The following is a 23,395-nucleotide window of genomic DNA, read 5'->3' as shown; positions in this document are numbered from 1 at the left end:
CGGTGCAGCGCGAGATCTTCACCGAGCAGCACGACGACTTCCGGGCCACCGTGCGGTCCTTCCTGGCCAGGGAGGTGCTGCCGCACTACGACCGCTGGGAGAAGGCCGGCATCGTCGACCGCTCCGCCTGGCTCGCGGCCGGCCGTCAGGGCCTGCTCGGCCTCGCCGTTCCCGAGGAGTACGGGGGCGGCGGCACCCCCGACTTCCGCTACGCCGCCGTGCTGGCCGAGGAGTTCGCCCGGGCCGGCGCCTCCGGCCTGGCGATCGGCCTGCACAACGACATCATCGGCCCCTACCTCACCTCGCTCGCCACCGAGGAGCAGAAGCGCCGCTGGCTGCCCGGCTTCTGCTCGGGCGAGCTGATCACCGCGATCGCGATGACCGAGCCCGGCACCGGCTCCGACCTCCAGGGCATCCGTACCCAGGCGGTCGACCAGGGAGACCACTTCCTGCTCAACGGCGCCAAGACCTTCATCTCCAACGGCATCCTCGCCGACCTGGTGATCGTGGTCGCCCGCACCACCCCGGAGGGCGGCGCGCACGGGCTGAGCCTGCTGGCCGTCGAGCGCGGCACGCCCGGCTTCGAGCGCGGCCGCAACCTCGACAAGATCGGCCAGAAGGCCCAGGACACCGCCGAGCTGTTCTTCGAGGACGTCCGGGTGCCGAAGGAGAACCTGATCGGCGAGCTCGACGGCGGCTTCGTCCACCTGATGCAGAACCTCGCCCAGGAGCGGCTCACCATCGCCGCCGCGGCGATCGCCGGTGCCGAGTACCTGGTCGAGATCACCACCGACTACGTCAAGCAGCGCGAGGCCTTCGGTCGCCCGCTCGCCAAGCTCCAGCACGTGCGCTTCGAGATCGCCGAACTGGCCACCGAGTGCGCCGTCACCCGCGCGTTCGTGGACCGCTGCATCACCGAGCACAACCGCTGGGCGCTCACCCCGGCGGACGCCTCGATGGCCAAGTGGTGGGCCACCGAACTGCAGAAGCGCACCGCCGACCGCTGCCTCCAACTGCACGGCGGGTACGGCTACATGAGCGAGTTCCCGGTCGCCCGGGCGTTCACCGACGGCCGCATCCAGACCATCTACGGCGGCACCACCGAGATCATGAAGGAGATCGTCGGCCGGTCCGTCCTCGGCTGAGCGGACCCCGTTCCCGCCGCTGTCCGTACGTTCCCCGTTCCGGATTCCCGCCCGTCCCCGGCTTCCCGCCCCTGGAGCTCCCCGCCCCGCGGGCCTCCCGCCCCCGAAAACCCGCTGAAAGGCGTTCCCACCGTGACCACCGAAGCGTACGTCTACGACGCGATCCGCACCCCGCGCGGCCGGGGCAAGGCCTCCGGCTCGCTGCACGGCACCAAGCCGATCGACCTGGTCGTCGGACTGATCCACGAACTGCGCAACCGCTTCCCCGGGCTGGACCCGGCCGCGATCGACGACATCGTGCTCGGGGTGGTCAGCCCGGTCGGCGACCAGGGCTCCGACATCGCCCGGATCGCCGCCATCGCGGCCGGCCTGCCCGACACCGTCGCCGGCGTCCAGGAGAACCGCTTCTGCGCCTCCGGCCTGGAAGCCGTCAACCTGGCCGCCGCCAAGGTCCGTTCCGGCTGGGAGGACCTGGTCCTGGCCGGCGGCGTGGAGTCGATGTCCCGGGTGAAGATGGCCTCCGACGGCGGCGCCTGGTTCGCCGACCCGATGACCGCGTACGAGACCAACTTCGCCCCGCAGGGCATCGGCGCCGACCTCATCGCCACCATCGAGGGCCTCTCCCGCACCGACGTGGACGCCTTCGCCGCCGAGTCCCAGGCCCGCGCGGCCAAGGCCCAGGCGGACGGCCTGTTCGACCGCTCGGTCGTCCCGGTGCGCGACCGCAACGGCCTGGTCGTGCTGGAGCGCGACGAGTTCATCCGCCCCGGCACCACCGTCGAGACCCTGGCCGGCCTCAAGCCGTCCTTCGCCGCCATCGGCGAGGCCGGCGGCTTCGACGCCGTCGCCCTGCAGAAGTACCACTGGGTCGAGGCCATCGACCACGTCCACCACGCGGGCAACTCCTCCGGCATCGTGGACGGCGCCGCCCTCGTCGCCATCGGCAACCGCGAGGTCGGCGAGCGGTACGGGCTGCGCCCGCGCGCCCGGATCGTCTCCGCCGCCGTCTCCGGCTCCGAGCCGACCATCATGCTCACCGGCCCCGCCCCGGCCACCCACAAGGCGCTCGCCAAGGCCGGGCTCACCGCCGCCGACATCGACCTGGTCGAGATCAACGAGGCCTTCGCCGCGGTCGCGCTCCGCTTCATCCGCGAACTCGGCTTCCGCCACGACCAGGTGAACGTCAACGGCGGCGCGATCGCGCTCGGCCACCCGCTCGGCGCCACCGGCGCGATGCTGCTCGGCACCGTGATCGACGAACTGGAGCGGCGCGACCTGCGCTACGGCCTGATCACCCTCTGCGTGGGCGGCGGCATGGGCATCGCCACCATCGTCGAGCGCATCTGACCCCCCTCCCAGACCTGGAGCACCTGATGAGCGACACCACCACCATCCGCTGGGAGCAGGACCAGGACGGCGTGGTCACCCTCGTCCTCGACGACCCCGCCCAGTCCGTCAACACCATGAACGAGGCCTTCACCGCCGACTTCGAGACCGTCGTCGGGCGGCTGGCCGAACTCGCCTCCGCCGACGCGCTGCGCGGCGTGGTGATCACCTCCGGCAAGAACACCTTCTTCGCCGGGGGAGACCTGCGGATGCTCTCCGCCGCCCGCCCGCAGGACGCCGGGGCCGTCTTCGAGAAGTCGATGCGGATCAAGCGCGCGATGCGCACGCTGGAGACCCTCGGCAAGCCCGTCGTCGCCGCCGTCAACGGCAGCGCGCTCGGCGGCGGCCTGGAGATCGCCCTCGCCTGCCACCACCGGATCGCGCTGGACACCCCGGCCAGCCGGATCGGCCTGCCCGAGGTCACCCTCGGCCTGCTGCCGGGCGGCGGCGGAGTGGTCCGTACGGTCCGGCTGTTCGGCATCACCGACGCCCTGCTGAAGTTCCTCCTCCAGGGCCGCCAGTACCGTCCGGCGCAGGCGCTGGAGCACGGCCTGGTGCACGAACTGGTCGACACCCCCGAGGAGCTGGCCGCCCGGGCGCGCGCCTGGATCGAGGCCAACCCGACCGCCGTCCAGCCCTGGGACGTCAAGGGGTACAAGATCCCCGGCGGCACCCCGGCCACTCCGGCCTTCGCCGCCAACCTGCCCGCCTTCCCGGCCAACCTGCGCAAGCAGCTGAACGGCGCGCCCTACCCGGCGCCGCGCAACGTCCTGGCCGCCGCCGTGGAGAGCGCCCAGGTGGACGTCGACACCGCGATGACCGTCGAGGCCCGCTACTTCACCGAGCTGGCCTGCGGACAGACCAGCAAGAACATGATCCAGGCCCTGTTCTTCGACATGCAGGCGGTCAACTCCGGTGCCGGGCGCCCGAAGGACGTCGAGAAGCGGCTGGTCCGCAAGGTCGCGGTGCTCGGCGCCGGGATGATGGGCGCGGGCATCGCCTACACCTGCGCCAAGGCCGGCATCGAGGTCGTGCTCAAGGACGTCAGCGTCGAGGCCGCCGAGCGCGGCAAGGCCTACTCCGAGGGGCTGCTGGACAAGGCCGTCGCGCGCGGGCGCTCCACCGAGGCCGAGCGCGACGAGCTGCTCGCCCGGATCACCCCCACCGGCGACACCGCCGACCTGGCCGGCTGCGACGCGGTGATCGAGGCCGTCTTCGAGAACACCGAGCTCAAGCACAAGGTGTTCCAGGAGATCGAGGGCGTGGTCGACCCCGACGCGCTGCTCTGCTCCAACACCTCCACCCTGCCGATCGGCCTGCTCGCGGAGGGCGTCGAGCGCCAGGCCGACTTCATCGGGCTGCACTTCTTCTCGCCGGTCGACAAGATGCGCCTGGTCGAGATCATCCGCGGCCCGCGGACCGGGGACGGCGCCCTCGCCCGCGCCTTCGACCTGGTCCGGCAGATCGGGCGCACCCCGATCGTGGTCAACGACTCCCGCGGCTTCTTCACCTCGCGGGTGATCGGCCAGTTCCTCAACGAGGGCGTCGCCATGGTCGGCGAGGGCGTCCACCCGGCCAGCATCGAGCAGGCCGCCGCCCAGGCCGGCTACCCCGCCAAGGTGCTCTCCCTGATGGACGAGCTCACCCTCACCCTGCCGCGCAAGATCCGCGACGAGTACCGGCGCTCGGTGGAGGCCGTCGGCGGCACCTGGACGCCGCATCCGGCCGACGCGGTGGTCGACCGGATGGTCGACGAGTTCGGCCGCCCGGGACGCAGCGGCGGCGCGGGCTTCTACGAGTACGGCGAGGACGGCAAGCGCGGGCGGCTCTGGCCGGGGCTGCTGGAGCACTTCGGCGGCTCGCCCGCCGACGTCCCGTTCGAGGACCTCAAGGAGCGGATGCTGTTCAGCGAGGCGCTGGACTCGGTGCGCTGCCTGGAGGAGGGCGTGCTGACCTCGGTCGCCGACGCCAACGTCGGCTCGATCCTCGGCATCGGCTTCCCGGCCTGGACGGGCGGCGTGTTCCAGTACATCAACGGGTACGAGGGCGGCCCGGCCGGCTTCGTGGCCCGCGCCCGCGAACTCGCCGCCGCGTACGGCGAGCGGTTCGCGCCGCCGGCGCTGCTGGAGCGGGTCGCGGCGGAGGGGCGGACGTTCACGGACTGAGCTTCTCGGGCCGAGGCTCTCGGACGGGGGTTCTTGGGCTGGGGTTCTCGGGCTGCGGCTCTCGGGCTGACCGGCGGGGCGGTCCTTGCCCCGGTGAGGCCGTGCGGTGCACGGCCTCACCGGGTTCCTGCTCCTGTCGTGGCTGCTATTGGGCCTACTCCTGCTCCTGCTCCTGTTCGTGCTGGTGCTCGTGCTGGTGCTCCTGGCGCAACTCCTCGCCCAGCTCCTCCCGCAGGTACCGCTGGAAGGCCGTGACCAGTGCCTGCGCCACCATCGGCTGGATGTGGTCGGTCAGCGCCCGCATCCGGGCCAGCTCCGCCGGCTCGGGCTCGCTCTCCCGGTACGGCTTCCACACCGTCTCGCGGAACAGCCGCTGCAGCTCCCGCGCCGTCGCCCGGCTGTGCTCCACCACCACCGCCCGGGCCGCCAGCAGCGTCTCCAGCGGGATCGGCACGTCCAGGATCCGCACGCCCAGCGGCAGCAGGCCGGGATCCACCCGGAACACCTCCGGATCGTCCGTCCGCTCCAGCGCCCCCATGGCGGCGAGCCGCTCGACCTGCTCCTCCGTCAGCCCCCGACCGGCCCGGCGCTCCAGCTGCGCCCTGGTGGCCTCCTCCGGGGTCTCCGGCGTCCAGGACGCCACCAGCGCCCGGTGGATCGCCAGGTCCAGGGGGGAGCTGTCCTCCGGCAGCCGCGCCAGGTACCGCTCGATCGCGGCCAGCGTGAGCCCCTGCCGCTGCAGTTCCTCGATCAGCTCCAGCCGGTCCAGGTGCGCCGCCCCGTACAGCCCCACCCGCCGCGGCCCCAGCTCGGGCGGCGGCAGCAGGCCCTTCGTCCCGTAGAACCGCACCGTGCGCACCGTCACCCCGGCCCGCGCCGCCAGCTCGTCCACCGTCAGCCGCGGCCCGGCTCCGGCCCTGGTACCGGCTCTGGCCCCGGTTCCGGTCCTGGTCCCGGTGGTGGCCCCGGTTCCGGCGCCGCCGTGCTCCCCCATTTGCCGCCTCCCGCGCTGGCACACTCCTGCTGTGACAGCAGCAGTGTGACAGTGCGCTCCGTGGCGGTCCACCGACGCGGAGGGAGGTGCGTGCGGGGACGGGGCGCCCGGCCGGGTACGCCGACGCCCCTGCCGTCCGCCGGGGATCCGGTCCGGCTTCGGGCAGGGGCGTCGGGACGGTGCGCGTTTCGGGTCAGGCGAGGGCGGGGTGGTGGCGGCGGGTGACCTCGGGGTGGGCCCTGGTGTAGCCCTTCCACTCGTTGAGGCCGAAGTCGGCGAAGAGCGGGTTGTCCGGGTCCTCGGTGGCTCCGGGGGCGTGGTGGGCGAGCGGGAAGTCCAGCGGCTCGATGTGGGCGTCGAGGCGGGGGTTGTAGAAGAACGGCACCGAGAAGCGCTCGCGGGCGCCGGGCGGGCTGACCACCCGGTGGCTGGTGGCCTTGAGGTAGCCGTCCGTGGCCACCTCCAGCAGCTCGCCGAGGTTGACGACGAAGGCGCCGTCGAGCGGCGGGACGTCCAGGAAGGTGCCGTCCGCGCGCTCGACCTGCAGGCCGCCGACGGTGTCCTGCAGCAGCAGGGTGACGAAGCCGTAGTCCTTGTGGGCGCCGACGCCCTGGCCGGCGCCGTCCGGGGCGGTGCCGGGGTAGCGGACCAGCTTCAGACGCAGGTGGGGGTGGCCCGCGAAGGCCTCGTCGTAGAAGTCGGGGCGGGCACCGATCGCGGCGAGGAGTTCGTGCAGCAGACGGCGGGCGACGTCGCCGAGGTGGTCGATCCAGCCGAGCGCGGCGGTGCGCAGCTCGGGCAGCGCCGCGGGCCACTGGTTGGGCCCCTCCAGCCACCAGTACGGGGGCTCGCCGGTGCCGGGGACGTGCGGGGGCAGCTCGGCGCCGATGTCCAGCTGGTCGCGCCAGTCCTGGCTGCCGCCGGTGCGCTCGTCTCCGGTGCGGGTGTAGCCCCGGTAGTGGGGGGAGTTGAGGTTGCTCACGGCGAGCCGGTCGGCCTCGGGGAGCGTGAAGAAGGCACGCATGGCCCGGGTGAGGGCGGCGGTCTCCTCCGGGGTCACGCCGTGGCCGACGAGCTGGAAGAAGCCGACGCCGGTGGCCGCGGAGCGGAGCTCGTCGTGCAGCCGGCGGCGGTCCTCCGGGCTGCCGTCGGCGAGCGAGAGGTCGATCACCGGGAGGGCGTCGGGGACGGATCCGGCACCGGTTTCGGATATGGGGGTGTACTGCTGCGTCATGTGTGACATCCGCTGGGTCTCGTCCCGGCTGGTCCCGGTGGTCGACCGGGGACGGCCGGAGCAACGCCTGGTGCGGCGGGTGCTCGGGAGCCGGGAGGTGGTGGCGACCGGGCAGGGGTCGCCGTTGAGGGTGGTGGCGCGAGGTTCAGCCGGAGCGTCGACAGGACATGGTCGTCACGCGGAGCAGGTCCACGTGGCGGCGGCGAACAAGGATGAGCACCCCACCAGCCTAATTGACCCGTTCCGCGGCAGGCGAGCCCCCTGCGGCGGAGGGCCACCCATCACTTGTCGGTGGTCTATCAAACTGTGGGGTGGTGGTGCCGGTGGCGGTGCCGGCGCGCGGCCGACGGGCGACCCCTTCAGGAGTTGTTGAGGTAGGCCAGGACGGCGAGGACCCGGCGGTTGTCGTCGTCGGAGGGCTGGAGATCGAGCCGGACGAAGATCGACGCGGTGTGCTTGGCGACCGCCCGCTCGGTGATCACCAGTTGCTGGGCGATCGCCGCGTTGGACCGGCCCTCCGCCATCAGGGCCAGCACCTGCCGCTCGCGCGGCGAGAGGGTGGAGACCGGACCGGCCGAGGAGTTGTGGGTGAGCAGCCGGGTGATCACCTCCGGATCCATCGCGTTGCCGCCCTGGGCGACCCGTCGTACGGCGTCGATGAACTGGGTGCCGTCCATCACCCGGTCCTTGAGCAGGTAGCCGATCCCGCCGGTGCTGCCGGCCGGCAGCTCGCGCGCGTAGAGCTGTTCCACGAACTGCGACAGCACCAGGACGGGCAGGCCGGGGTGGGCCTTACGGGCCGCCAGCGCGGCCCGCAGCCCCTCGTCGGTGAAGCCCGGCGGTCGGGATGTCTTCTCGGCAGACCGTCGGCATGGTGCTCACCTCGGTCTGCGGCAGCGGGCTGGTGGCCGGGTTGGTCGGGGTCCCGATCGGCGTCCTGGTGCACCACCAGGTGCTGCCCGCGATGGCCCGGGCCGCGGGCATCGGGGTGCCGGACGCGGACCTCGCCGTGTTCGCCCCGCCGGTGGTGGGGCCGCTGATACTCGGCGGCCTGGTGCTGGCCCTGCTCGGCGCGGCCCTCCCGGCCACCTGGGCGGCCCGCACCCGCACGGTCGCGGCGCTGCGGACGGAGTGACATGGAGTGCGGGCGAGAGAGGGCCGGTAGCCGGGCCGGACGCGGCGTCCAGCCAGAGCCCTCCGGCCCCTCCCGGCCCGGATCAGGACAGCCGTGCCGCCGCGTACGCCTCCATGGCGGCACGCTGGTACGCGGCCAGGCCCGGGGCGACGGCCTCGTACGCGGCGCTCCACCGCTCGTTCTCGGTGCAGGAACGGGCGATCGCCAGGTACTCCTTGGTCGGGACGGACCGGAGGGCGCCGAGCAGTCGGTACTCCTCGTCGATCGCGCTCTGCACGGGCTCGGCGTCGGCGGGGTGGCCGGCGGCCATCAGCTCGGCCAGGTGGATCATGCGGGCGGTCCGCTCGCGCTGTCCGGCCTCGATCTCGGCCGGGGTCATCGCGGCGGTCGCACGCCGGGCCGCCTCGGCGTGCTCGGGGAAGTCGCGCAGGCTCGCGTCGACGTCGTCGGGCTGGACGCCTTCGAACAGGTTCTCGGGGCGGTTGATGGTCATGGGTGTGCCGTCCTTCCGGGAGCGTTCCAGGTCGGCGATCGTGCGGGAAACGGTGACGGCCAGGGCGTCGAGCCGGTCGCGCTCGGCCACCAGCCGCCGCCGGTGGCCCCGCAGGGCCTCCAGCTCGTCCACCTGATCGCCCAGGATCCGGGCGATCTCGGTCAGCCCCACGCCCAGCGCCCGCAGCACCAGGATCTGCTGCAGCTGGAGCAACTGCCGCTCCTCGTAGTAGCGGTGGCCGTTGGAGCCGATCCAGGCCGGGGTCAGCAGCCCGATCTCGTCGTAGTGCCGGAGCGTCCGGGCGGTCACGTTCGACATCCGGGCCACCTCGGCGATGGGCCAGGCCATGGCCGCCTCCCTCGTTTCCGCGTCCCCACGTTCGCGTGGACCGGGGCCGGTTCTCCGGCCCCGGTCACGACGGTAGAAGCTGCCGCTGCGGCAGCTTCAAGCCCGACGGCCCGCTCCGTTCCCACCGGTCTCCAGCGGTCCCCGGTCGCCCCGTCGTCCGGCCGCCTACGCCTCGCCGAACCAGTCCAGGGACTGCCCGTGCGGCCCGGTGAAGGCCACCGGCCGTTCGTCCAGGGCGAGCGCGAACAGCCCGGAGCCGGCCGGGGCAGGACGGGGAAGGCGCCGGGCGACGCTCGGCAGCACCGAGACCGCCTCGTTGGAGATCCAGTGCCCGGGCAGCCCGCGCATCGTCGCCGCGAACTCCTCCCGCGCCTCCGGCGGCAGGTACGCGAGCACCGCGCTGTGGAACACCACCGGCGTCGCCCCCGCCGGGGCCCGTGCCACCAACTCCCTTACCGTCGCGTTGAGATCGCCGCGCACCAGCAGCGGCGGTTCGGCCCGGGCGACCCGCACGGCGCCGCGCAACCGGTCCAGCCGGTGGGTCTGCTCGGGCCAGACCAGCGACTCCAGCCAGCGCACGTCCTCCTCGGCCCGCACGTCCAGCGGATTGAGGTCGATCCCGGCCCGCCACACCACCTCGGGCAGCCGCTCCCGCAGGGAGGCGGGCAACGGCACCGGCCCGCTCACCTCGCAGTCCAGCGTCACCGGGCTCGCCTCGGGGCCGAACTCGGGACCGATCTCAAAGCCGAAGCCGGTCCCGGTCACGTAGCGATATCGATACCGGTCCGGGTACAGGCAGAGCCCGGCCGAGGCGCCCACCTCGATCAGGGCGAGCGGCTGCGGCAGCGCGGCCAGCACCGGCAGCAGGGTCGCGCAGCGGCCCGCCTCGTTGGTCTGCGTCCGCCGCTCCAGCATCGTCGCCGAGACGTCGGCCCAGTGCCCCACCGCCCAGTCGTGGAAGGCCGGCCAGCCCTCCGTCACCGGGCCGCCCAAGTGCCGGACGGCGCCGAACAGCAGGTTCGGCTGCCGCTTCGCGGCCGGAAGCCCGTCCAGCAGCGCACACAACCGCCCGTCCCCGGCGACGCGTTCGGCCAGCTCCTGGTAGCTCGGCGAATTGCCGCGCGCCTCCCGCTCCGCGAACGCCCGGTAGAGCTCCCCCGTCTCGCCGCGCATCCCCCGCACGTCCCTTCCGCACTCTCTCGCGTGGTCGAACCGGCCCAGCCTACGCCCGGCCCGCCCCGCCTTCCGTCGCGCCTTCCGCCGCCCCCAGCGCACCGACCAGCACGCCGAGCACCGGCCGGCTCCAGGCCCCTCCCGGACGACGGCGTGCACGGTGCGAACCGGGTCCCGATCGCGCAACCGCCGCGCGCCGACACCCGGATGGCGCCGACTCAGGCCCAGCAGCGGGGCCGGCACCCCCCAGCCCGGCCGCGACGAACCCCTGCGCGGTGGCGTAGTCCGGGACCGGGTCGGGCGGTTCGGCGCCCACCCAGGGCCCGTCCGCGAGTTCGGCCGGCTCCGAGCACGCACCGGGCGGCGAGCCGAAGGCCCCAAGGCAGCACGGCGCGGTACGGATCGTCCCGCAGGCGGACCACCCGCAGGCCGTCCGGGGCCGGCGCGTCCGTGGGGCGGATCACCACCGCCAGCCCGGCGCGGCCGTCCCACACCTCGCCTGAGCGGTCCCCCGGGCTCGGTCGTGACGAGGTCGAGCCGTACGCCCGGAGGCTCCCGGCGGAACGCGGTGCAGGCGGTAGCGAATCAGCGGACGGTCAGGCTGCCGCTGCGCCCGGCCCGCAGCTCGGCCGGCGCCGCGCCCGCCTCGGCGATGTGCCGGTCGATGGCGGCATCGTCCCCGGCCAGCTGGCGGTCGGCTCCGCGCTCTCCGGTCTGCTCGGTGAACTCCTCGGCCCGCGCTCCACGATCCGGCTCGGCGGGGCCGTCCTGGCGACGGCCTTCCTGCCGATGTTCCTGTCCCGCTCCGCATCCGCCGCAGCGTGCCGGAGCCAGGACGGCCCCGCCGATCGGCCCGGCCCGGCCCCCGCCCGGCACCGAGGCCGGGCCGGGTCGGCTGAGGCGCTCAGCCCAGCAGTCCGCCCATGTGCCCGTCCTCGGCGAGCAGCCGCCAGGAGCAGCCCGGCGAGGCGAAGGCCTCCGGGTCGACGGCCTCCACCAGCCGGTCCACCACCGCGCTCAGCAGCGCCTGCGGATCGAACACCGCCCAGGTGTCCCGGGCCCGGCCGTAGTCCCAGCGGTCCCACTCGGCGCGCAGCCGCTCGTACGTCCAGAGGGCGTAGAGCAGGGCGGACAGATCGCGGTTCAGGTAGGCCTCGGGGTGGCCGTCGTCGTACCAGTCCGGCAGCTCCAGCCGACCGGTGGCGCCGTCCAGGGCGATCGTGAGGTCGGTCGGCCAGTCCCCGAGGGCCAGGAAGTCCCGCTGGTACGGCCGCTCCTCCTCGCCGTCGAAGTACTCGGGGTACGCCTCGCCCATGGTGACCAGCGGCTCCTCGCACACCCCGAACATCGCCCCGCCCAGCGGCAGGCCGACCTCGGTCAACAGCTGCCGGGTCGGCCCGTGCACCAGGGCGGCGGGCAGTTCCTCGGACCGGAAGCGGTGCACCCGGCCGGAGCCGCCGTCCTGGTCCGTCAGCGCCGCCAGCTCCGCCACCAGCTCCGGGGTTATCTCGTACGCGGGTCCGCCCGGACCGCCCGGCAGCGCACCCCAGCCCAGCGCCCGCACCAGCAGCGCGGTGCCCCAGTGCGGGGGCGGCGCGGACGCGTCGCCGAACAGCCCGGGATCGACGTCCCGCATCCGCCGCTCGGTCTCCGCCAGCACCTCCGCCATCACGGCAGGCCCGCGCCGCCCGTCCAGCGCCTCCGGCCGCCGGGCCGCCTCGGCCACCGCGTCCACCTCACGGACCAGGTCCGCCAGCGCGGTCAGGCCGGAGGCCAGCAGGTCGCGCCGCGGGCCGCCGTTGTCCAGGAACACCTCGCCGGTCACCCCGTCCAGCAGCACCAGGCTGCCGCCGGCCGCGAAGGGCGTGCAGTACTCCGTCTCCCCGAGGACGAACAGCCGCTCCGCCTCCGCGGGGAACGCCGTCAGCTGCCCGTCCCCGAGCGCCTCGAAGTCCAGGAACGCCCCCGTCGACGGCAGCCCCTCCCGCACCAGGAACTCCCGGCTCCCCGCGTGCACCACCCCGTCCGGCACCTCCGCCACCCGCTCGAACCCCACCCGTCCCACCCCTTTCCCGACCTACCCCGTGACCCACAGACCCTAGCGGCCCGGCCGGACAACTCCGACGGGCGTGCTGTGGGGAGGTGTGCGGCGGGCGGTGGGGTGTGGTGGTTGCCTGGGTGGGGGGCGGTCTGTGGCGGCCGGGGTGCTTTCCGTCGGGGAGGTGTTGTGGGGCGGGCCCGTAGAGTGCGGGGATGAGGCGCTACGTGCTGACCGGCACGCCGGGGGCCGGGAAGACGGCGATCCTGCGGTGGCTGGAGTGCGCGGGCCATCCGGTGGTCGAGGAGGCCGCCACGGACGTGATCGCGCTGCGGCAGGCCCAGGGCGAGCCGGAGCCGTGGACGGACCCGTCGTTCGTGGACGCGGTCGTCGCCCTGCAGCGGCGGCGGCAGGAGGGGGCGGTCGGCCCGCCGGGGGAGGTGCGGTTCTTCGACCGCTCGCCGGTGTGCACGTACGCCCTGGCGGTGTACCTCGGCCATCCGGTGACCCCGGCCCTCGCCGGGGAGCTCGACCGGGTCCGGGAGGTGGGGGTCTACGAGCGCCGGGTGTTCTTCGTGGAGAGCCCGGGCTTCGTCACCCCGACCGGGGCGCGGCGCATCTCGTACGAGGAGTCGCTGCGGTTCGAGCGGATCCACCGGGAGGCCTACGCCGAGTTCGGGTACACGTGCGTCCCGATCGCCCCGGGGCGCCTGGCCGACCGGGCGGCGGCCGTCGTACGGCACGTCGGCGCGGCCGCCCGGCACGGAGGCTGACGTCCCCGGTTGCCTCGGATCCCTGACGCCCCGAACCCCCGGTCTCCGAAGCCCCGACTCAGGCGAGCCCGCCGGCCTCCCGGGCCGCCCGCTCCACGCGGTCGTGGTGGGCCCGCCACCAGTCGGCGTCGCCGGGGGCGGTGTTGGCGCCGTCGGAGCGCTGGCCGGCGGAGCCGTCCACCAGTTCGCGGACCAGGTCGGCGTGGCCGACGTGGCGGTGGGTCTCGGCGATCATGTGGACGAGCACCCGGTGCAGGGTCTGCTCGTGGCGGGCGCCGAACGGCACCCTGCCGACGGCGTCCAGCGGCAGGGCCTCGATGGTGGCGTCGGAGTGCGCCCAGACCCGCCGGTAGCGCCCGATGATCTCCTCGGTGCCCTCGTCCGCCCGTGCCCACAGGTCGCCGTTCGGCTCGGTCCCACCGGTGATCCACAGGGGGGCCGGTTCGGGGAAGGGTCGGCCGAAGGTGTCGCCGAAGTACAGGGCCTCGGCGCCGGTGACGTGCTTGACCAGCCCCAGCAGGTTGGTCCCGGTGGGGCTGAGCGGTCGGCGCAGGTCGTACTCGGAGAGGCCTTCGAGCTTCCAGAGCAGGGCGTCGCGGGCGTCCTGGATGTAGATCCGGAGGTCGGTCTTGTCGTCTGTCACGGTCATCGGATCAGTCTGTTGATCTCAGAATGCCTGTCCATCGATTTCCGACGCCGACGGCTCCTGGCCGCCAGTCAATCCACCTTCCGACCAAGCCCGTTCACCGGGAACCTCCCCGAGGGGAGGCGGAGAGTGCGCGGTCAGCGGACGACGTCGAGGACCTGCTTCTGGATGCCGTTCCCGTACACCTCGTGCTCGACCAGCTTCAGCTTCTGGGCGTCCTTGTCCGTCGCGCTGAACAGGCGCTTGCCGGCGCCGAGCAGGAGCGGGAAGACGAGCAGGTGGTAGCGGTCGATCAGGCCGGCGTCCGAGAGGGCGTGGTTGAGGGTGGCGCTGCCGTGGACGATGATCGGGCCGCCCTCGGTCTCCTTCAGTGCGGCGACTTCGTCGAGCGAGCGCAGGATGGTGGTTTCGCCCCAGTTCGACACCAGATCGCCGTCGGTGAGGGTGGTGGAGACGACGTACTTCGGCAGCGTCCTGTAGCGGGCGAACTCCGCCATGTCCGGCCACACCTGGCTGAACGCCTGGTAGCTGGTCCGGCCCAGCAGCATCGCGGTGGCCTCCTCCTGCTCCCGCCCCTTGATCTCGAACGCCTCGGGGAGGAACTCGACGTCCTTGAAAGTCCAGCCGGAGTTGCGGTAGCCGGGTTCGCCGCCGGGGCCCTCGACGACGCCGTCGAGCGAGATGAAGGCGGTGCTGATCAGGGTGCGCATGGGTGGTTCCTCGGTTCTCGTGCGGGTCCGGAGCCGTCGGCCCCGAGGGCCTGACAGCTCGGAAGGGGTTCCCGTAGGTCTACGGGCCCGGATGGTCTGAACGATCTGAAGGGTCTCGAAGGTCTGGAAGATCTGGACGGTCCGAACGACCCGGACGAAGCAGGTCAGGCGAGGAGCCCGGCCAGCCACCGCTGCCAGGCGGCCTCGGCTCCGACTCCGTCCCCGGCCCCGCCCTCAGCGCTGGCCCCGGCCTCAGCCCCGGCACCGTCCGGGACCGGGCCGAAGAGGTGGTGGAACATCAGCACCAGCCCGGAGCCGTGGTGGAAGGTGTAGAGCCCGTCGGCGCTGCGGACCTCCAGGCGCTCGTCGTCCGCCCAGACCACCTCACCGTCCAGCGGCGGCAGGCCCGCCGGTCCGCCGTGGACCCGCGTGCCCACGGCGGCCGGGAGCGGCAGCGACAGGGCGCGGGCGAGCAGGGCCCGGACCTCGGGCTCCGGCAGCCCGCCCGAGGGCGCGGCGGCGAAGACGGGGACGGCGGTGCGGCCGGGGAAGTGGCTGAGGTACTCGCGGAGCGTGTGGAGGTGGAACGGCCAGCCGCGGCGCAGCGCGTCGTACTCGTCCTGCCAGTCGTCGCCGAGCAGCCCGCTGTGGACGACGCGGAGCACGGTGGAGCCGCCGTCCCGGCCCTCGATCAGGTACTCGAAGGCCATGAACCGGCCGTCCTCGCCGGTGGCCGTACGGGTGGCGAGACGCTTGCCGGGCTCGTAGGCGGTGACGACGGCCTCCTCGCGGTGGCCTCCGGTCTCCATGACGGCGGTGCCGCCCTCGCGCGGGTCCAGTTCGTTGCGGCCCATGAACCAGGAGTCGATGCCCGGTCCGGTGGCGATCGCCTCCCAGACCTGCTCGGGGCTCGCCGGGAGGGAGGTCTCCAGCTCGATCTCGAACGGGTGGGTCATCGCGGGTCCTCCTGGTTCGGCTTCTCCCCGTTCGGCGCGGTCCCGGCGGCGCCGGTCTCCGCCCCGGCTCCGGGCTGTACGGCGGGGATCTGGTGGAGCCCGACGACCACCCGGTGGCTGCGGCCCCCGGGGGCGGACTCGTCGTGGTAGCGGCTGACGAGGGCGGCCACGGACTGGGCCAACTCCTCGGCGAAGGCGGCCCGGTCGGCCGCGGAGGCGAACCGCACCTGGGCGTCGATGCCGAAGGTGGCGACCCGTCGGCGGGCCCGGGAGGCGCCGGTCAGCAGGGTGCCGACCTCCTGCACCAGCCGGGAGCCGAGCGCCAGCAGCCAGCGGGCGGAGAGCTGGTCAGGGGAGCGGGTCGGGTCCGGGCTCACGGCGGCCAGGACGCTGGGGGAGATCACGTAGGAGGACGCGGTGGCGCGGTACACCCGTTCGGTGACGTTGCCCTTGCGGCGTTCCTCGGCGAGTTCGACGAGGCCGTGCCGCTCCAGTTCCTTCAGGTGGTAGTTGACCTTCTGCCGGGGCAGCCCCAGCCGGGCGGCCAGCATGGCGGCCGAGGCGGGCTCGGTCAGGGCGGCGAGGAGGCGTGACCGCATCGGGTCCAGCGAGGCCTCGGCCGCGGCGGGTTCTTCGATCACGGCGACTTCCAGCACCGTTCCAGGATCCGCCCGACAAAAAAATTTGTCAAGGAAAAAATTCCTGTCGGAAACCCGAGCGGCCCCGTGCCCGTGCCTCCCCCGCGAGGCACGGGCACGGTCGGTCCTTCAGGAGCCGGTCTTCCCGGGGTGTTTCTCGTGGCCGGCGACGGTCAGCCTGCACTGGCCGTCCTCGCAGGAACGCTGGAGGCGGCCCCGCGAGATGGTCTGCATCAGGCCGATCGTCCAGCACATCGGGCAACCGCGCAGGGCGAACAGGCCGACCGGCAGGAGGACCAGGCCGACCGGTCCGACCAGCGGGAGGAGGGCGATCGAGCCGATCAGCGAGCCGAATCCGACCACTCCGCGCGCGACGTGCTCGGGCAGGGACCTGCTGGCGTAGTCGGGGCCCTGGGGGCGGGCTCCGGCTCCGGTTCCGGTCGGCGTCTTGATCAGCGTGGTGGTCGTCGTCCTGGCCGTCGCCTTGGTCATCGTTCCGGGCATCGGTTCCCTCCGGGGACTGGTTCGGGGGTGGCCAGCAGGGCCCGTTGAACCGCCGAACGGGCCCGGTGCAGGCGGGACTTCATCGCGGGCGTGCTGAGGCCCAGCGCGTCGGCGACCATCCGGCCGCTGTAGCCCTGGACGTCCCGCATGATCAGCACTCGGCGCTGGTCGTCGGGCAGGGCGGCGACGGCGGCCGCGACCCGGTCCGCTTCCAGGCGCCGCAGGACCGCCTCCTCGGCCGAGGCCACCGAGGCGTCCTGCCGCAGCGGTGCGGCGTCGTCCCGCAGCCGGGTCCGCGCGCGCCGGAGGCACTCGTTGCGGACGATGCGGAACATCCACGACGCCAGGGCGCCGGAGGCCCGCAGCATCCCGATCTTGCGGTACAGGATGATCAGGGCCTCCTGCGCCGCGTCCTCCGCGTCCTCCGGGGTGGCGCAGAGCGAGCGGGCGAACCGTTGCACATTGGGGTGCGAGCCCGACACCAGCGCGGCGATCGAGTCGACGTCACCGCCCTGCGCGGCGGCGATCAACTGCTCACCGGGCCAGGTCGATTCAGCCACGCCCGGCTCGCTTGCGCTTCACGACCAGCATGCAGGTGCAGAGCAGCACCAGGGCGACGGCGATGCCGATTCCGATGACCATCACTACCTCCAGATCCCGTGCCCGACGTTTGTCGGAACGTTTATAAGAGGCACGGGCCGCTCCAAAGGATTCGGCCCCACCGCGGAAAACTCGTCCGCGTTCCCGGCGGGGCGCCGGAGGGTCGCCGACGGGGCGTCATCGGTCCGTCGGCGGTTCGCCGCCGGACCGGGATCCCCGTGTGCGGCCTGATCGCCGGCGGCACGAGACCACGGTGGACACGCTCGGCGCCATCCGGGCGTACCCGCTGGACTCTCGATGGTGTCCGCGCCGTACCTCTCCTCGATCTTCGGTGGGGCGGTGCAACGGAGAGTGACGGGTGGGTTGACCAGGTCGGACTTGAATCTTTGCGAACGAATGTTCGATCCTGGGGGTGTGCCCGTTTTCGAATCTGTTTTCGAATCCACCGCCGAGCAGCCCGCACGTCCCGTGCTCCGCCCGGTGGCGTCCCCGGCTGCCGCGCCGGGGACGCCGGGGGAGCGGGAGGGGCAGGCGGCGGAGCGCCGGGGGCTGCTGCCGGTGGCGCCCGCGCTGCGGGAGGTGCTGCCCGACGCCGGGCTGCGCCGGGGGACGGCGGTGTCGGTGGCGGGCGGGGACACCGGGCTGCTGCTGGCGCTCGCCGCCGGGGTGAAGGAGACCGAGGGTGGCTGGGCCGCGGCGGTCGGGCTGCCGGACCTGGGGCTGGCCGCCGCCGAGGGGTACGGGCTGGACCTGCGCCGGCTGCTGGTCGCGGACGATCCGGGGCCGCACTGGGCCGAGGTGGTCTCGGTGCTGGCCGGCGCGGTCGAGCTGATCATGCTGCGCCCGGACGGGCCGGTGCCGCCGAAGCTGGCCGCCCGGCTGGCGGCGGTGCTGCGGCGCAGCGGCTGCGTGCTGCTGGTCGCCGGGCCGTGGCCGGGCGCGGCCCTGCGGCTGGGCGTGCGCTCCGGGCGCTGGTTCGGGCTGGGCGACGGCCACGGGCAGCTCGTCGGCCGACAGGTGGAGGTGGTGGCCGAGGGCCGTGGCTCGGCGGGGCGCGGCCGGACGGCCCGGCTCTGGCTGCCGGACGAGCACGGCGCGGTGCGCCCGTTCCAGGAGCAGCCGCAGCAGGAACAGCCGAAGCCGATGGCGGAACCGGCGGCACCGGCGATACGGGCGATACCGGTGGTCCCGGTGGTCCCGGTGGTCCCGGTGGTACCGGTGGCGGAGCCGGTGGCCCCCTTCGTGGCGGCGGTGGTCTGAGATGGCGGACGACAGAACCCCCCGGGTGCTGGTGGTCTGGTGCCCGGACTGGCCGGTGGCGGCGGTCACCGGCGACGACCCGGTCGCGGTGACCGAGGGCGGGCGGATCCTCGCCTGCTCGGCGGGCGCCAGGGCGGCCGGGGTGCGGCAGGGGCAGCGGCTCAAGCTGGCCCAACGGCTCTGCCCGGAGCTGGAGCTGCGCGACCGCGACCCGGAGGCGGAGACCCGACGCTTCGAACCGGTGGTCGCGGCCGTGGAGGCGTTCACGCCCCGGGTGGAGGTGATCCGCCCGGGCCTGTGCGCCATCCCGGTGAAGGGCCCGGGCCGCTACTTCGGCGGCGAGGAGGCGCTGGCCGCCAAGGTCGGCAGAGCGGTGGCGGACGCCCTCGGGCAGCCGCTGGTCCCGGACGCCGTCCCGGGCGCGGTGGCCGTGGACGAAGGCCCGGTGGCCGTCGACGAACGTGCGGTGGTCGTCGAGGAACGTGCGGTGGCCGTGGACGAAGGCCCGGTGCCCGTGGACGGGCACGCGGGGGCCGTGGCCGAACGGCCGGCGGACGCCCCCCAGGCCCAGGTCGGTGTCGCCGACGGCCTGTTCGCCGCCGTGCTCGCCGCCCGGGCGGGGGTGCTGGTCCCGGCCGGCCGGACGGCGGAGTTCCTCGCCCCGTACCCGGTGGGCGCGCTGGGCGACGAGGCGTTGGCCGGACTGCTCGGGCAGCTCGGCCTGCCCACCGTCGGGGCCTTCGCCGCGCTGCCGGCCGAGTCGGTCGCGGACCGCTTCGGCCCGGCCGGGACGGTCGCGCACCGGCTGGCCCGCGGCCTGCAGCCGCGCCCGCTGGTGCCGCGCGACGAGGAGCCGGACCTCGCCGTCGAGCAGCGCTTCGACCCGCCGGAGCCGCTGGCCGAGCCGCTGGTGTTCGTCGCCCGCACGCTGGCCGAGCAGCTGCACCAGCGGCTGGCCGGGGCCGGGCTGACCTGCCGCCGGGTGGCCGTCGAGGTGGCCTGCGCGGACGGCCGGACGGCCTCCCGGCTGTGGCGGCACGAGGGCCGGCTGTCCGCGACGGCGCTGGCCGAGCGGGTCCGCTGGCAGCTCCAGGCCTGGCAGGGCGCGGGTACCTTCGCGAGCCCCGATCCCAGCCGCGACCCGAACGGCCACCCGAACGGCCTCTCGAACGGCCACCCCAGCCGCGACCCGAACGCCCACCCGAACGGAGACCCGGGCGGCCAGGAAGGCTTCACCCTGCTCCGGCTGGCCCCCGACGGCCTCTCCCCGGACCAGGGCCGCCAGCTCGCGCTGTGGGGCCAGGCCGTGGCGGACGACCGGGTGGAGCGGGCGGTCGCCCGGGTGCAGGCGGTGCTCGGGCACGCCGGGCTGCGCCGGATCGAGCCGGCCGGCGGGCGCGGCCCGGGCGAGCAGGTGGTCAAGGTGCCGTGGGGCGAGCCGTACGAGGCGGCGATGCCCGCCGACGCGCCCTGGCCGGGGCGGCTGCCGGAGGTGTGGCCGACCGTGGTGCTGCGGGAGCCGGCGCCGGTGCGGGTGCTGGACGGGGCCGGGCGGCCGGTCACGGTGGACGGCCGGGCGGGGGTGTCGGCCCGGCCGGCCCTGGTCGTGGCCGGGGGCCGGGAGGAGCGGGTGGACGGCTGGACCGGGCCCTGGCCGGCGGTCGAGTACTGGTGGGACCAGTCGCGGGCCCGGCGCCGGGCGCGGTTCCAGGTCGTGGTGGGCGGTGGCCGGGCGCTGCTGCTCACCGTGGAGGGGGGTGCCTGGTACCTGGAGGCCGGCTACGACTAGCGGCGCCCCGGCACCCGGAGGGGGGAGCAGAACGAGCACGAGAACGACGAAGGCAACCCCTGATGGGCTTCACCAGCCACCCCACCCTCCCCTGGAGCGAACTGCACCGCCGGCTGTCCGGCACGGCGCCGGACCGTACGGTCGTCCCGCTGCGCCGCTCCACCCGGGAGCAGCCGGACGCCGGGCCCACCCCCGAGGAACTCCCCGCCCCGAACACCGGGGCCGCCCCGAACGCCGGCTCCACCCCGAACACCGGCCCCGCCCCCGGCCCCGCCCCCGGTCAGGCCCCCGGTCAGGCCCCCGAACCCTGGGCCGAACTGCACGTCCACTCCGCCTTCAGCTTCCTGGACGGCGCCAGCGACCCGGAGGACCTGGTCGCCGAGGCGGTCCGGCTGGGCGTGGAGACCCTCGCGATCACCGACCACGACGGCCTGTACGGCGCCGTCCGGCTCGCCGAGGCGGCCCGGGGCACCGGCCTGGCCACCGTGTTCGGCGCCGAGCTGACCATCCGCGACGGCGACGCTGAGGAGCACCTGCTGGTCCTCGCCCGCGACCCGGCCGGCTACCGCCGCCTGTCCGCCGCGATCGCCGCCGCCCAGCTGGCCGGCGGCGCCAAGGGCAACCCGCGGTACGACCTCGCGGCGCTCGCCGGGGCGCACGACGGTCACTGGGCGGTGCTCACCGGCTGCCGTCTCGGCCGGGTCCCGGCCGCACTGCCCGACCGGGGCGAGGCCGGGCGCCGACTGCGCACCCTCGCCGAGGCGTTCGGCCGCGAGAACGTCCACGTCGAGCTGATCGACCAGTGGCTGCCCGGCGACGACCGGCGCAACGACGCCCTCGCCGCCCTCGCCGCGGAGCTGGACCTGCCCGTCGTCGCCTCCACCAACGCCCACCACGCAGGCCCCGCCCAGGGCCGCCTGGCGCAGAGCCTCGCCGCCCTGCACGGGCGCCGCACCCTCCAGGACGCGGTCGGCTGGACCAGGGCGGCCGGCACCGCGCACCTGCGCTCGGGCCGCGAGATGGCCGGCCGGCTGGCCCGCTTCCCCGGGGTGCAGCGGGCCACCGCCGAACTCGGCCGGGCCTGCGCCTTCGACTTCGCCAAGCTGGACCCGGAGCTGCCCGGCTTCCCCGTCCCCGAGGGCGAGACCGAGATCAGCCACCTGCGCGCCCTGGTCGCGGCCGGCGGCCCGGCCCGTTTCGGCCCCGGCAACGCCGCCGCCCGCCGCCAGCTCGCCAGGGAGCTGGACGTGATCGAGGACCTCGACCTGGCCGGCTACTTCCTGATCGTGCACGACATCGTGGACTTCTGCCGCCGCCAGGACATCTGGTGCCAGGGCCGCGGCTCGGCCGCCAACTCCGCGGTCTGCTACGCCCTCGGGATCACCGCCGTCGACCCGATCCACTACAAGCTGCTGTTCGAACGCTTCCTCTCCACCGCCCGGGACGGGCCGCCCGACATCGACCTGGACATCGAGAACCGCCGCCGCGAGGAGGTCATCCAGTACGTCTACGGCCGCTACGGACGCGAGCACGCCGCCCAGGTCGCCAACGTGATCACCTACCGGCCCCGGCTGGCGATCCGCGACGCCGCCCGGGTGCTCGGCTACCCGCAGGGGCAGGTGGACGCGTTCAGCCGGCAGACCGACTTCCGCTCCGCCCCCGGCGCGGACGCCGTCATCCCCGCCGACGTGCTCCAGCTCGCCACCCAGCTCCACGGCCTGCCCCGCCACCTGGGCATCCACTCGGGCGGCATGGTGCTGACCCGGGAGCCGATCGGCGAGATCTGCCCCACCGAGTGGGCCCGGATGCCCGGGCGCTCCGTGCTCCAGTGGGACAAGGAGTCCACCGCCGGCGCCGGGCTGGTGAAGATCGACCTGCTCGGCCTCGGCATGCTCGCCGCGCTGCACGACGCCTGCGACCTGGTCGCGGAGCACCACGGCCTGCGCTACGACCTGGCCACCATCCCGGACGACGACAAGGGCGTGTACGCGATGCTGCGCCGGGCCGACACCGTCGGCGTGTTCCAGGTCGAGTCCCGGGCGCAGATGGCGACCCTGCCCCGGCTCAAGCCGGACCACTTCTACGACCTGGTGGTCGAGGTCGCGCTGATCCGCCCCGGCCCGATCCAGGGCGGCTCCGTCCACCCGTACCTGCGCCGCCGCGCCGGGGTGGAGCCGGCCGGCTGCCCGCACCCGCTGATGGAGAACGCGCTCGGCAAGACCCTGGGGGTGCCGCTGTTCCAGGAGCAGATGATGCAACTCGCCATCGACTGCGCCGGGTTCACGCCCGCGGAGGCCGACCGGCTGCGCCAGGCGATGGGCGCCAAGCGCTCGCACGAGCGGGTCGCCCGGCTGCGCGAACGGCTGCTGGGCGGGATGGCCGAGCGCGGCATCCCGCCGGAGGTGGCCGAGGACGTCTACGTCAAGATCGAGGCCTTCTCCAACTACGGCTTCCCGGAGAGCCACGCGATCAGCTTCGCCTACCTGGTGTACGCCAGCGCCTGGCTGAAGCACCACTTCCCGGCGGCCTTCACCTGTGCCCTGCTGGCCAACCAGCCGATGGGCTTCTACTCGCCGCTCAGCCTGGTCGCGGACGTCCGGCGGCACGGCGTGCGGGTGCGCGGGGTGGACGTCAACGCCAGCGGGGCGCGGCCCACCCTGGAGCCGTACCGGGGGCCGACCCCGAAGCCGCCGCTGACCGCCGGACGTCCGCAGCCGGCGATCCGGCTGGGCCTGGAGACGGTGCGCGGCATCGGCACCCCGCAGGCCGAGGCGATCGTGGCCGGGCAGCCGTACGCCGACCTGGAGGACTTCGCCTGCCGCACCGGCCTGCCCGGGCCCGTCCTGGAGGCGCTGGCGACGGCGGGCGCCTTCGACTGCTTCGGACTGACCAGGCGTCAGGCCCTGTGGGCTGCAGGGGCGTTCGCCGGGATCTCGGCCGATCTGATCCCCGGCACCACCCCCGGCACCGAGGCGCCGGAGCTGCCCGGCATGAGCCCGGTCGAGGAGACCATCGCCGACCTGTGGGCCACCGGCACCTCCGCCACCAGCCACCCGCTCCAGCACCTGCGCACCCAGCTGGAGCGCGGCGGCGCCCTCTGCGCCGTCCAACTCCCGGACGTGCCACCGGGAACGGCGGTGGTGGTCGGCGGCCTGGTCACCCACCGGCAGCGGCCGCCGACGGCCGGCGGGGTGCTCTTCCTCAGCCTGGAGGACGAGACCGGGCTGATCAACGTGATCTGCAACCGCCCGGTCTGGGAGTCCCAGCGCCGCACCGCCCTGGACCGGGCCGGGCTGCTGGTCCACGGCCACATCGAGCGGGACCGGGGCGCCACGAACCTGATCGCCACTCGGCTCACCCCGCTCCGGATCGGCCTCTGAGGCCTCCGGAGGGGGTGCGCCGACGCCA

At 74.3% G+C, this 23,395-nt stretch carries 20 protein-coding genes and 1 pseudogene; 8 read left to right on the top strand and 13 right to left on the bottom strand.

Annotated features, from left to right (window positions below; translation table 11 throughout):
- The first annotated feature begins 2 nt into the window (after window positions 1-2).
- The 3 genes from ACZ5GH_RS08100 (at window position 3) to ACZ5GH_RS08090 (ending at window position 4,696) form a co-directional block, all read left to right on the top strand.
- On the top strand, window positions 3-1,145 hold the full coding sequence (locus tag ACZ5GH_RS08100; protein ID WP_387758205.1) for an acyl-CoA dehydrogenase family protein: 1,143 nt from the start codon (window positions 3-5) through the stop codon (window positions 1,143-1,145).
- A gap of 132 nt (window positions 1,146-1,277) precedes the next feature.
- Window positions 1,278-2,492 carry an acetyl-CoA C-acetyltransferase gene (locus ACZ5GH_RS08095; protein ID WP_380451908.1) on the top strand — a complete coding sequence of 405 codons (1,215 nt, stop codon included), beginning with the start codon at window positions 1,278-1,280 and terminating at the stop codon, window positions 2,490-2,492.
- A 26-nt stretch (window positions 2,493-2,518) separates the two neighbouring features.
- A complete protein-coding gene (locus tag ACZ5GH_RS08090) occupies window positions 2,519-4,696 on the top strand; it encodes a 3-hydroxyacyl-CoA dehydrogenase NAD-binding domain-containing protein (protein ID WP_387758207.1) in 2,178 nt (725 codons plus the stop codon).
- Between the two features lie 154 nt (window positions 4,697-4,850).
- On the opposite strand, the gene ACZ5GH_RS08085 is transcribed toward ACZ5GH_RS08090, so the two are convergent.
- The 3 genes and pseudogenes from ACZ5GH_RS08085 to ACZ5GH_RS08075 form a co-directional block, all read right to left on the bottom strand.
- Window positions 4,851-5,690 carry a MerR family transcriptional regulator gene (locus ACZ5GH_RS08085; RefSeq protein ID WP_387758209.1) on the bottom strand — a complete coding sequence of 280 codons (840 nt, stop codon included), beginning with the start codon at window positions 5,688-5,690 and terminating at the stop codon, window positions 4,851-4,853.
- A 193-nt stretch (window positions 5,691-5,883) separates the two neighbouring features.
- Complete coding sequence (locus ACZ5GH_RS08080) at window positions 5,884-6,924, bottom strand: isopenicillin N synthase family dioxygenase (RefSeq protein WP_464333807.1); 1,041 nt, start codon at window positions 6,922-6,924, stop codon at window positions 5,884-5,886.
- Between the two features lie 359 nt (window positions 6,925-7,283).
- Window positions 7,284-7,766 (bottom strand): annotated as a pseudogene (locus ACZ5GH_RS08075) (LuxR C-terminal-related transcriptional regulator); the annotation flags it as partial.
- 5 nt (window positions 7,767-7,771) lie between these two features.
- On the opposite strand from ACZ5GH_RS08075, the gene ACZ5GH_RS08070 reads away from it, so the two are divergent.
- Window positions 7,772-8,059 carry a hypothetical protein gene (locus tag ACZ5GH_RS08070; protein WP_387758212.1) on the top strand — a complete coding sequence of 96 codons (288 nt, stop codon included), beginning with the start codon at window positions 7,772-7,774 and terminating at the stop codon, window positions 8,057-8,059.
- An 82-nt stretch (window positions 8,060-8,141) separates the two neighbouring features.
- Here the strand turns inward: ACZ5GH_RS08070 and ACZ5GH_RS08065 are convergent, their stop codons facing one another.
- The 4 genes from ACZ5GH_RS08065 to ACZ5GH_RS08050 all read right to left on the bottom strand — a co-directional run bounded on the left by ACZ5GH_RS08065 (window position 8,142) and on the right by ACZ5GH_RS08050 (window position 12,129).
- On the bottom strand, window positions 8,142-8,900 hold the full coding sequence (locus tag ACZ5GH_RS08065) for a MerR family transcriptional regulator (protein ID WP_464333806.1): 759 nt from the start codon (window positions 8,898-8,900) through the stop codon (window positions 8,142-8,144).
- Window positions 8,901-9,065: 165 nt separating this feature from the next.
- Window positions 9,066-10,073, bottom strand: coding sequence for a DUF2332 domain-containing protein (locus ACZ5GH_RS08060; protein WP_464333805.1), 1,008 nt, complete (start codon window positions 10,071-10,073; stop codon window positions 9,066-9,068).
- Between the two features lie 585 nt (window positions 10,074-10,658).
- Complete coding sequence (locus tag ACZ5GH_RS08055; RefSeq protein WP_464333804.1) at window positions 10,659-10,949, bottom strand: hypothetical protein; 291 nt, start codon at window positions 10,947-10,949, stop codon at window positions 10,659-10,661.
- Window positions 10,950-10,977: 28 nt separating this feature from the next.
- Window positions 10,978-12,129: an SUKH-4 family immunity protein gene (locus ACZ5GH_RS08050; RefSeq protein WP_464333803.1), complete on the bottom strand. Its 1,152-nt coding sequence runs from the start codon at window positions 12,127-12,129 to the stop codon at window positions 10,978-10,980.
- A gap of 197 nt (window positions 12,130-12,326) precedes the next feature.
- On the opposite strand from ACZ5GH_RS08050, the gene ACZ5GH_RS08045 reads away from it, so the two are divergent.
- On the top strand, window positions 12,327-12,884 hold the full coding sequence (locus ACZ5GH_RS08045; RefSeq protein ID WP_464333802.1) for an ATP/GTP-binding protein: 558 nt from the start codon (window positions 12,327-12,329) through the stop codon (window positions 12,882-12,884).
- A 58-nt stretch (window positions 12,885-12,942) separates the two neighbouring features.
- Here ACZ5GH_RS08045 and ACZ5GH_RS08040 read toward each other — a convergent pair whose 3' ends face one another.
- From ACZ5GH_RS08040 to ACZ5GH_RS08015, 6 genes are all read right to left on the bottom strand, one after another.
- The gene (locus ACZ5GH_RS08040; RefSeq protein ID WP_387758221.1) at window positions 12,943-13,533 is read right to left on the bottom strand and encodes a DinB family protein; all 591 of its coding nucleotides are present in this window, start codon (window positions 13,531-13,533) and stop codon (window positions 12,943-12,945) included.
- A 134-nt stretch (window positions 13,534-13,667) separates the two neighbouring features.
- On the bottom strand, window positions 13,668-14,240 hold the full coding sequence (locus ACZ5GH_RS08035; RefSeq protein ID WP_464333801.1) for a dihydrofolate reductase family protein: 573 nt from the start codon (window positions 14,238-14,240) through the stop codon (window positions 13,668-13,670).
- A gap of 164 nt (window positions 14,241-14,404) precedes the next feature.
- A complete protein-coding gene (locus ACZ5GH_RS08030) occupies window positions 14,405-15,196 on the bottom strand; it encodes an SRPBCC family protein (RefSeq protein ID WP_464333800.1) in 792 nt (263 codons plus the stop codon).
- Window positions 15,193-15,852, bottom strand: a complete 660-nt coding sequence (locus tag ACZ5GH_RS08025) for an ArsR/SmtB family transcription factor (protein ID WP_464333799.1) — start codon at window positions 15,850-15,852, stop codon at window positions 15,193-15,195. The genes ACZ5GH_RS08030 and ACZ5GH_RS08025 overlap by 4 nt, the downstream gene beginning before the upstream one ends.
- Window positions 15,853-15,963: 111 nt before the next feature.
- Window positions 15,964-16,338 carry a hypothetical protein gene (locus ACZ5GH_RS08020; RefSeq protein WP_387758228.1) on the bottom strand — a complete coding sequence of 125 codons (375 nt, stop codon included), beginning with the start codon at window positions 16,336-16,338 and terminating at the stop codon, window positions 15,964-15,966.
- The gene (locus ACZ5GH_RS08015) at window positions 16,323-16,898 is read right to left on the bottom strand and encodes an RNA polymerase sigma factor (protein WP_387758229.1); all 576 of its coding nucleotides are present in this window, start codon (window positions 16,896-16,898) and stop codon (window positions 16,323-16,325) included. Before ACZ5GH_RS08015 ends, ACZ5GH_RS08020 begins: the two co-directional genes overlap by 16 nt.
- Before the next feature lie 454 nt (window positions 16,899-17,352).
- On the opposite strand from ACZ5GH_RS08015, the gene ACZ5GH_RS08010 reads away from it, so the two are divergent.
- The 3 genes from ACZ5GH_RS08010 to ACZ5GH_RS08000 all read left to right on the top strand — a co-directional run bounded on the left by ACZ5GH_RS08010 (window position 17,353) and on the right by ACZ5GH_RS08000 (window position 23,367).
- A complete protein-coding gene (locus ACZ5GH_RS08010) occupies window positions 17,353-18,198 on the top strand; it encodes a hypothetical protein (protein WP_464333798.1) in 846 nt (281 codons plus the stop codon).
- 1 nt (window position 18,199) lies between these two features.
- A complete protein-coding gene (locus ACZ5GH_RS08005) occupies window positions 18,200-19,987 on the top strand; it encodes a DNA polymerase Y family protein (protein ID WP_464333797.1) in 1,788 nt (595 codons plus the stop codon).
- A 62-nt stretch (window positions 19,988-20,049) separates the two neighbouring features.
- On the top strand, window positions 20,050-23,367 hold the full coding sequence (locus ACZ5GH_RS08000) for an error-prone DNA polymerase (protein WP_464333796.1): 3,318 nt from the start codon (window positions 20,050-20,052) through the stop codon (window positions 23,365-23,367).
- Window positions 23,368-23,395: the final 28 nt, after the last annotated feature.

The sequence above is a fragment of the Kitasatospora sp. Xyl93 genome, assembly GCF_055383135.1.
This window is presented reverse-complemented; position numbering and strand designations above follow the sequence as displayed.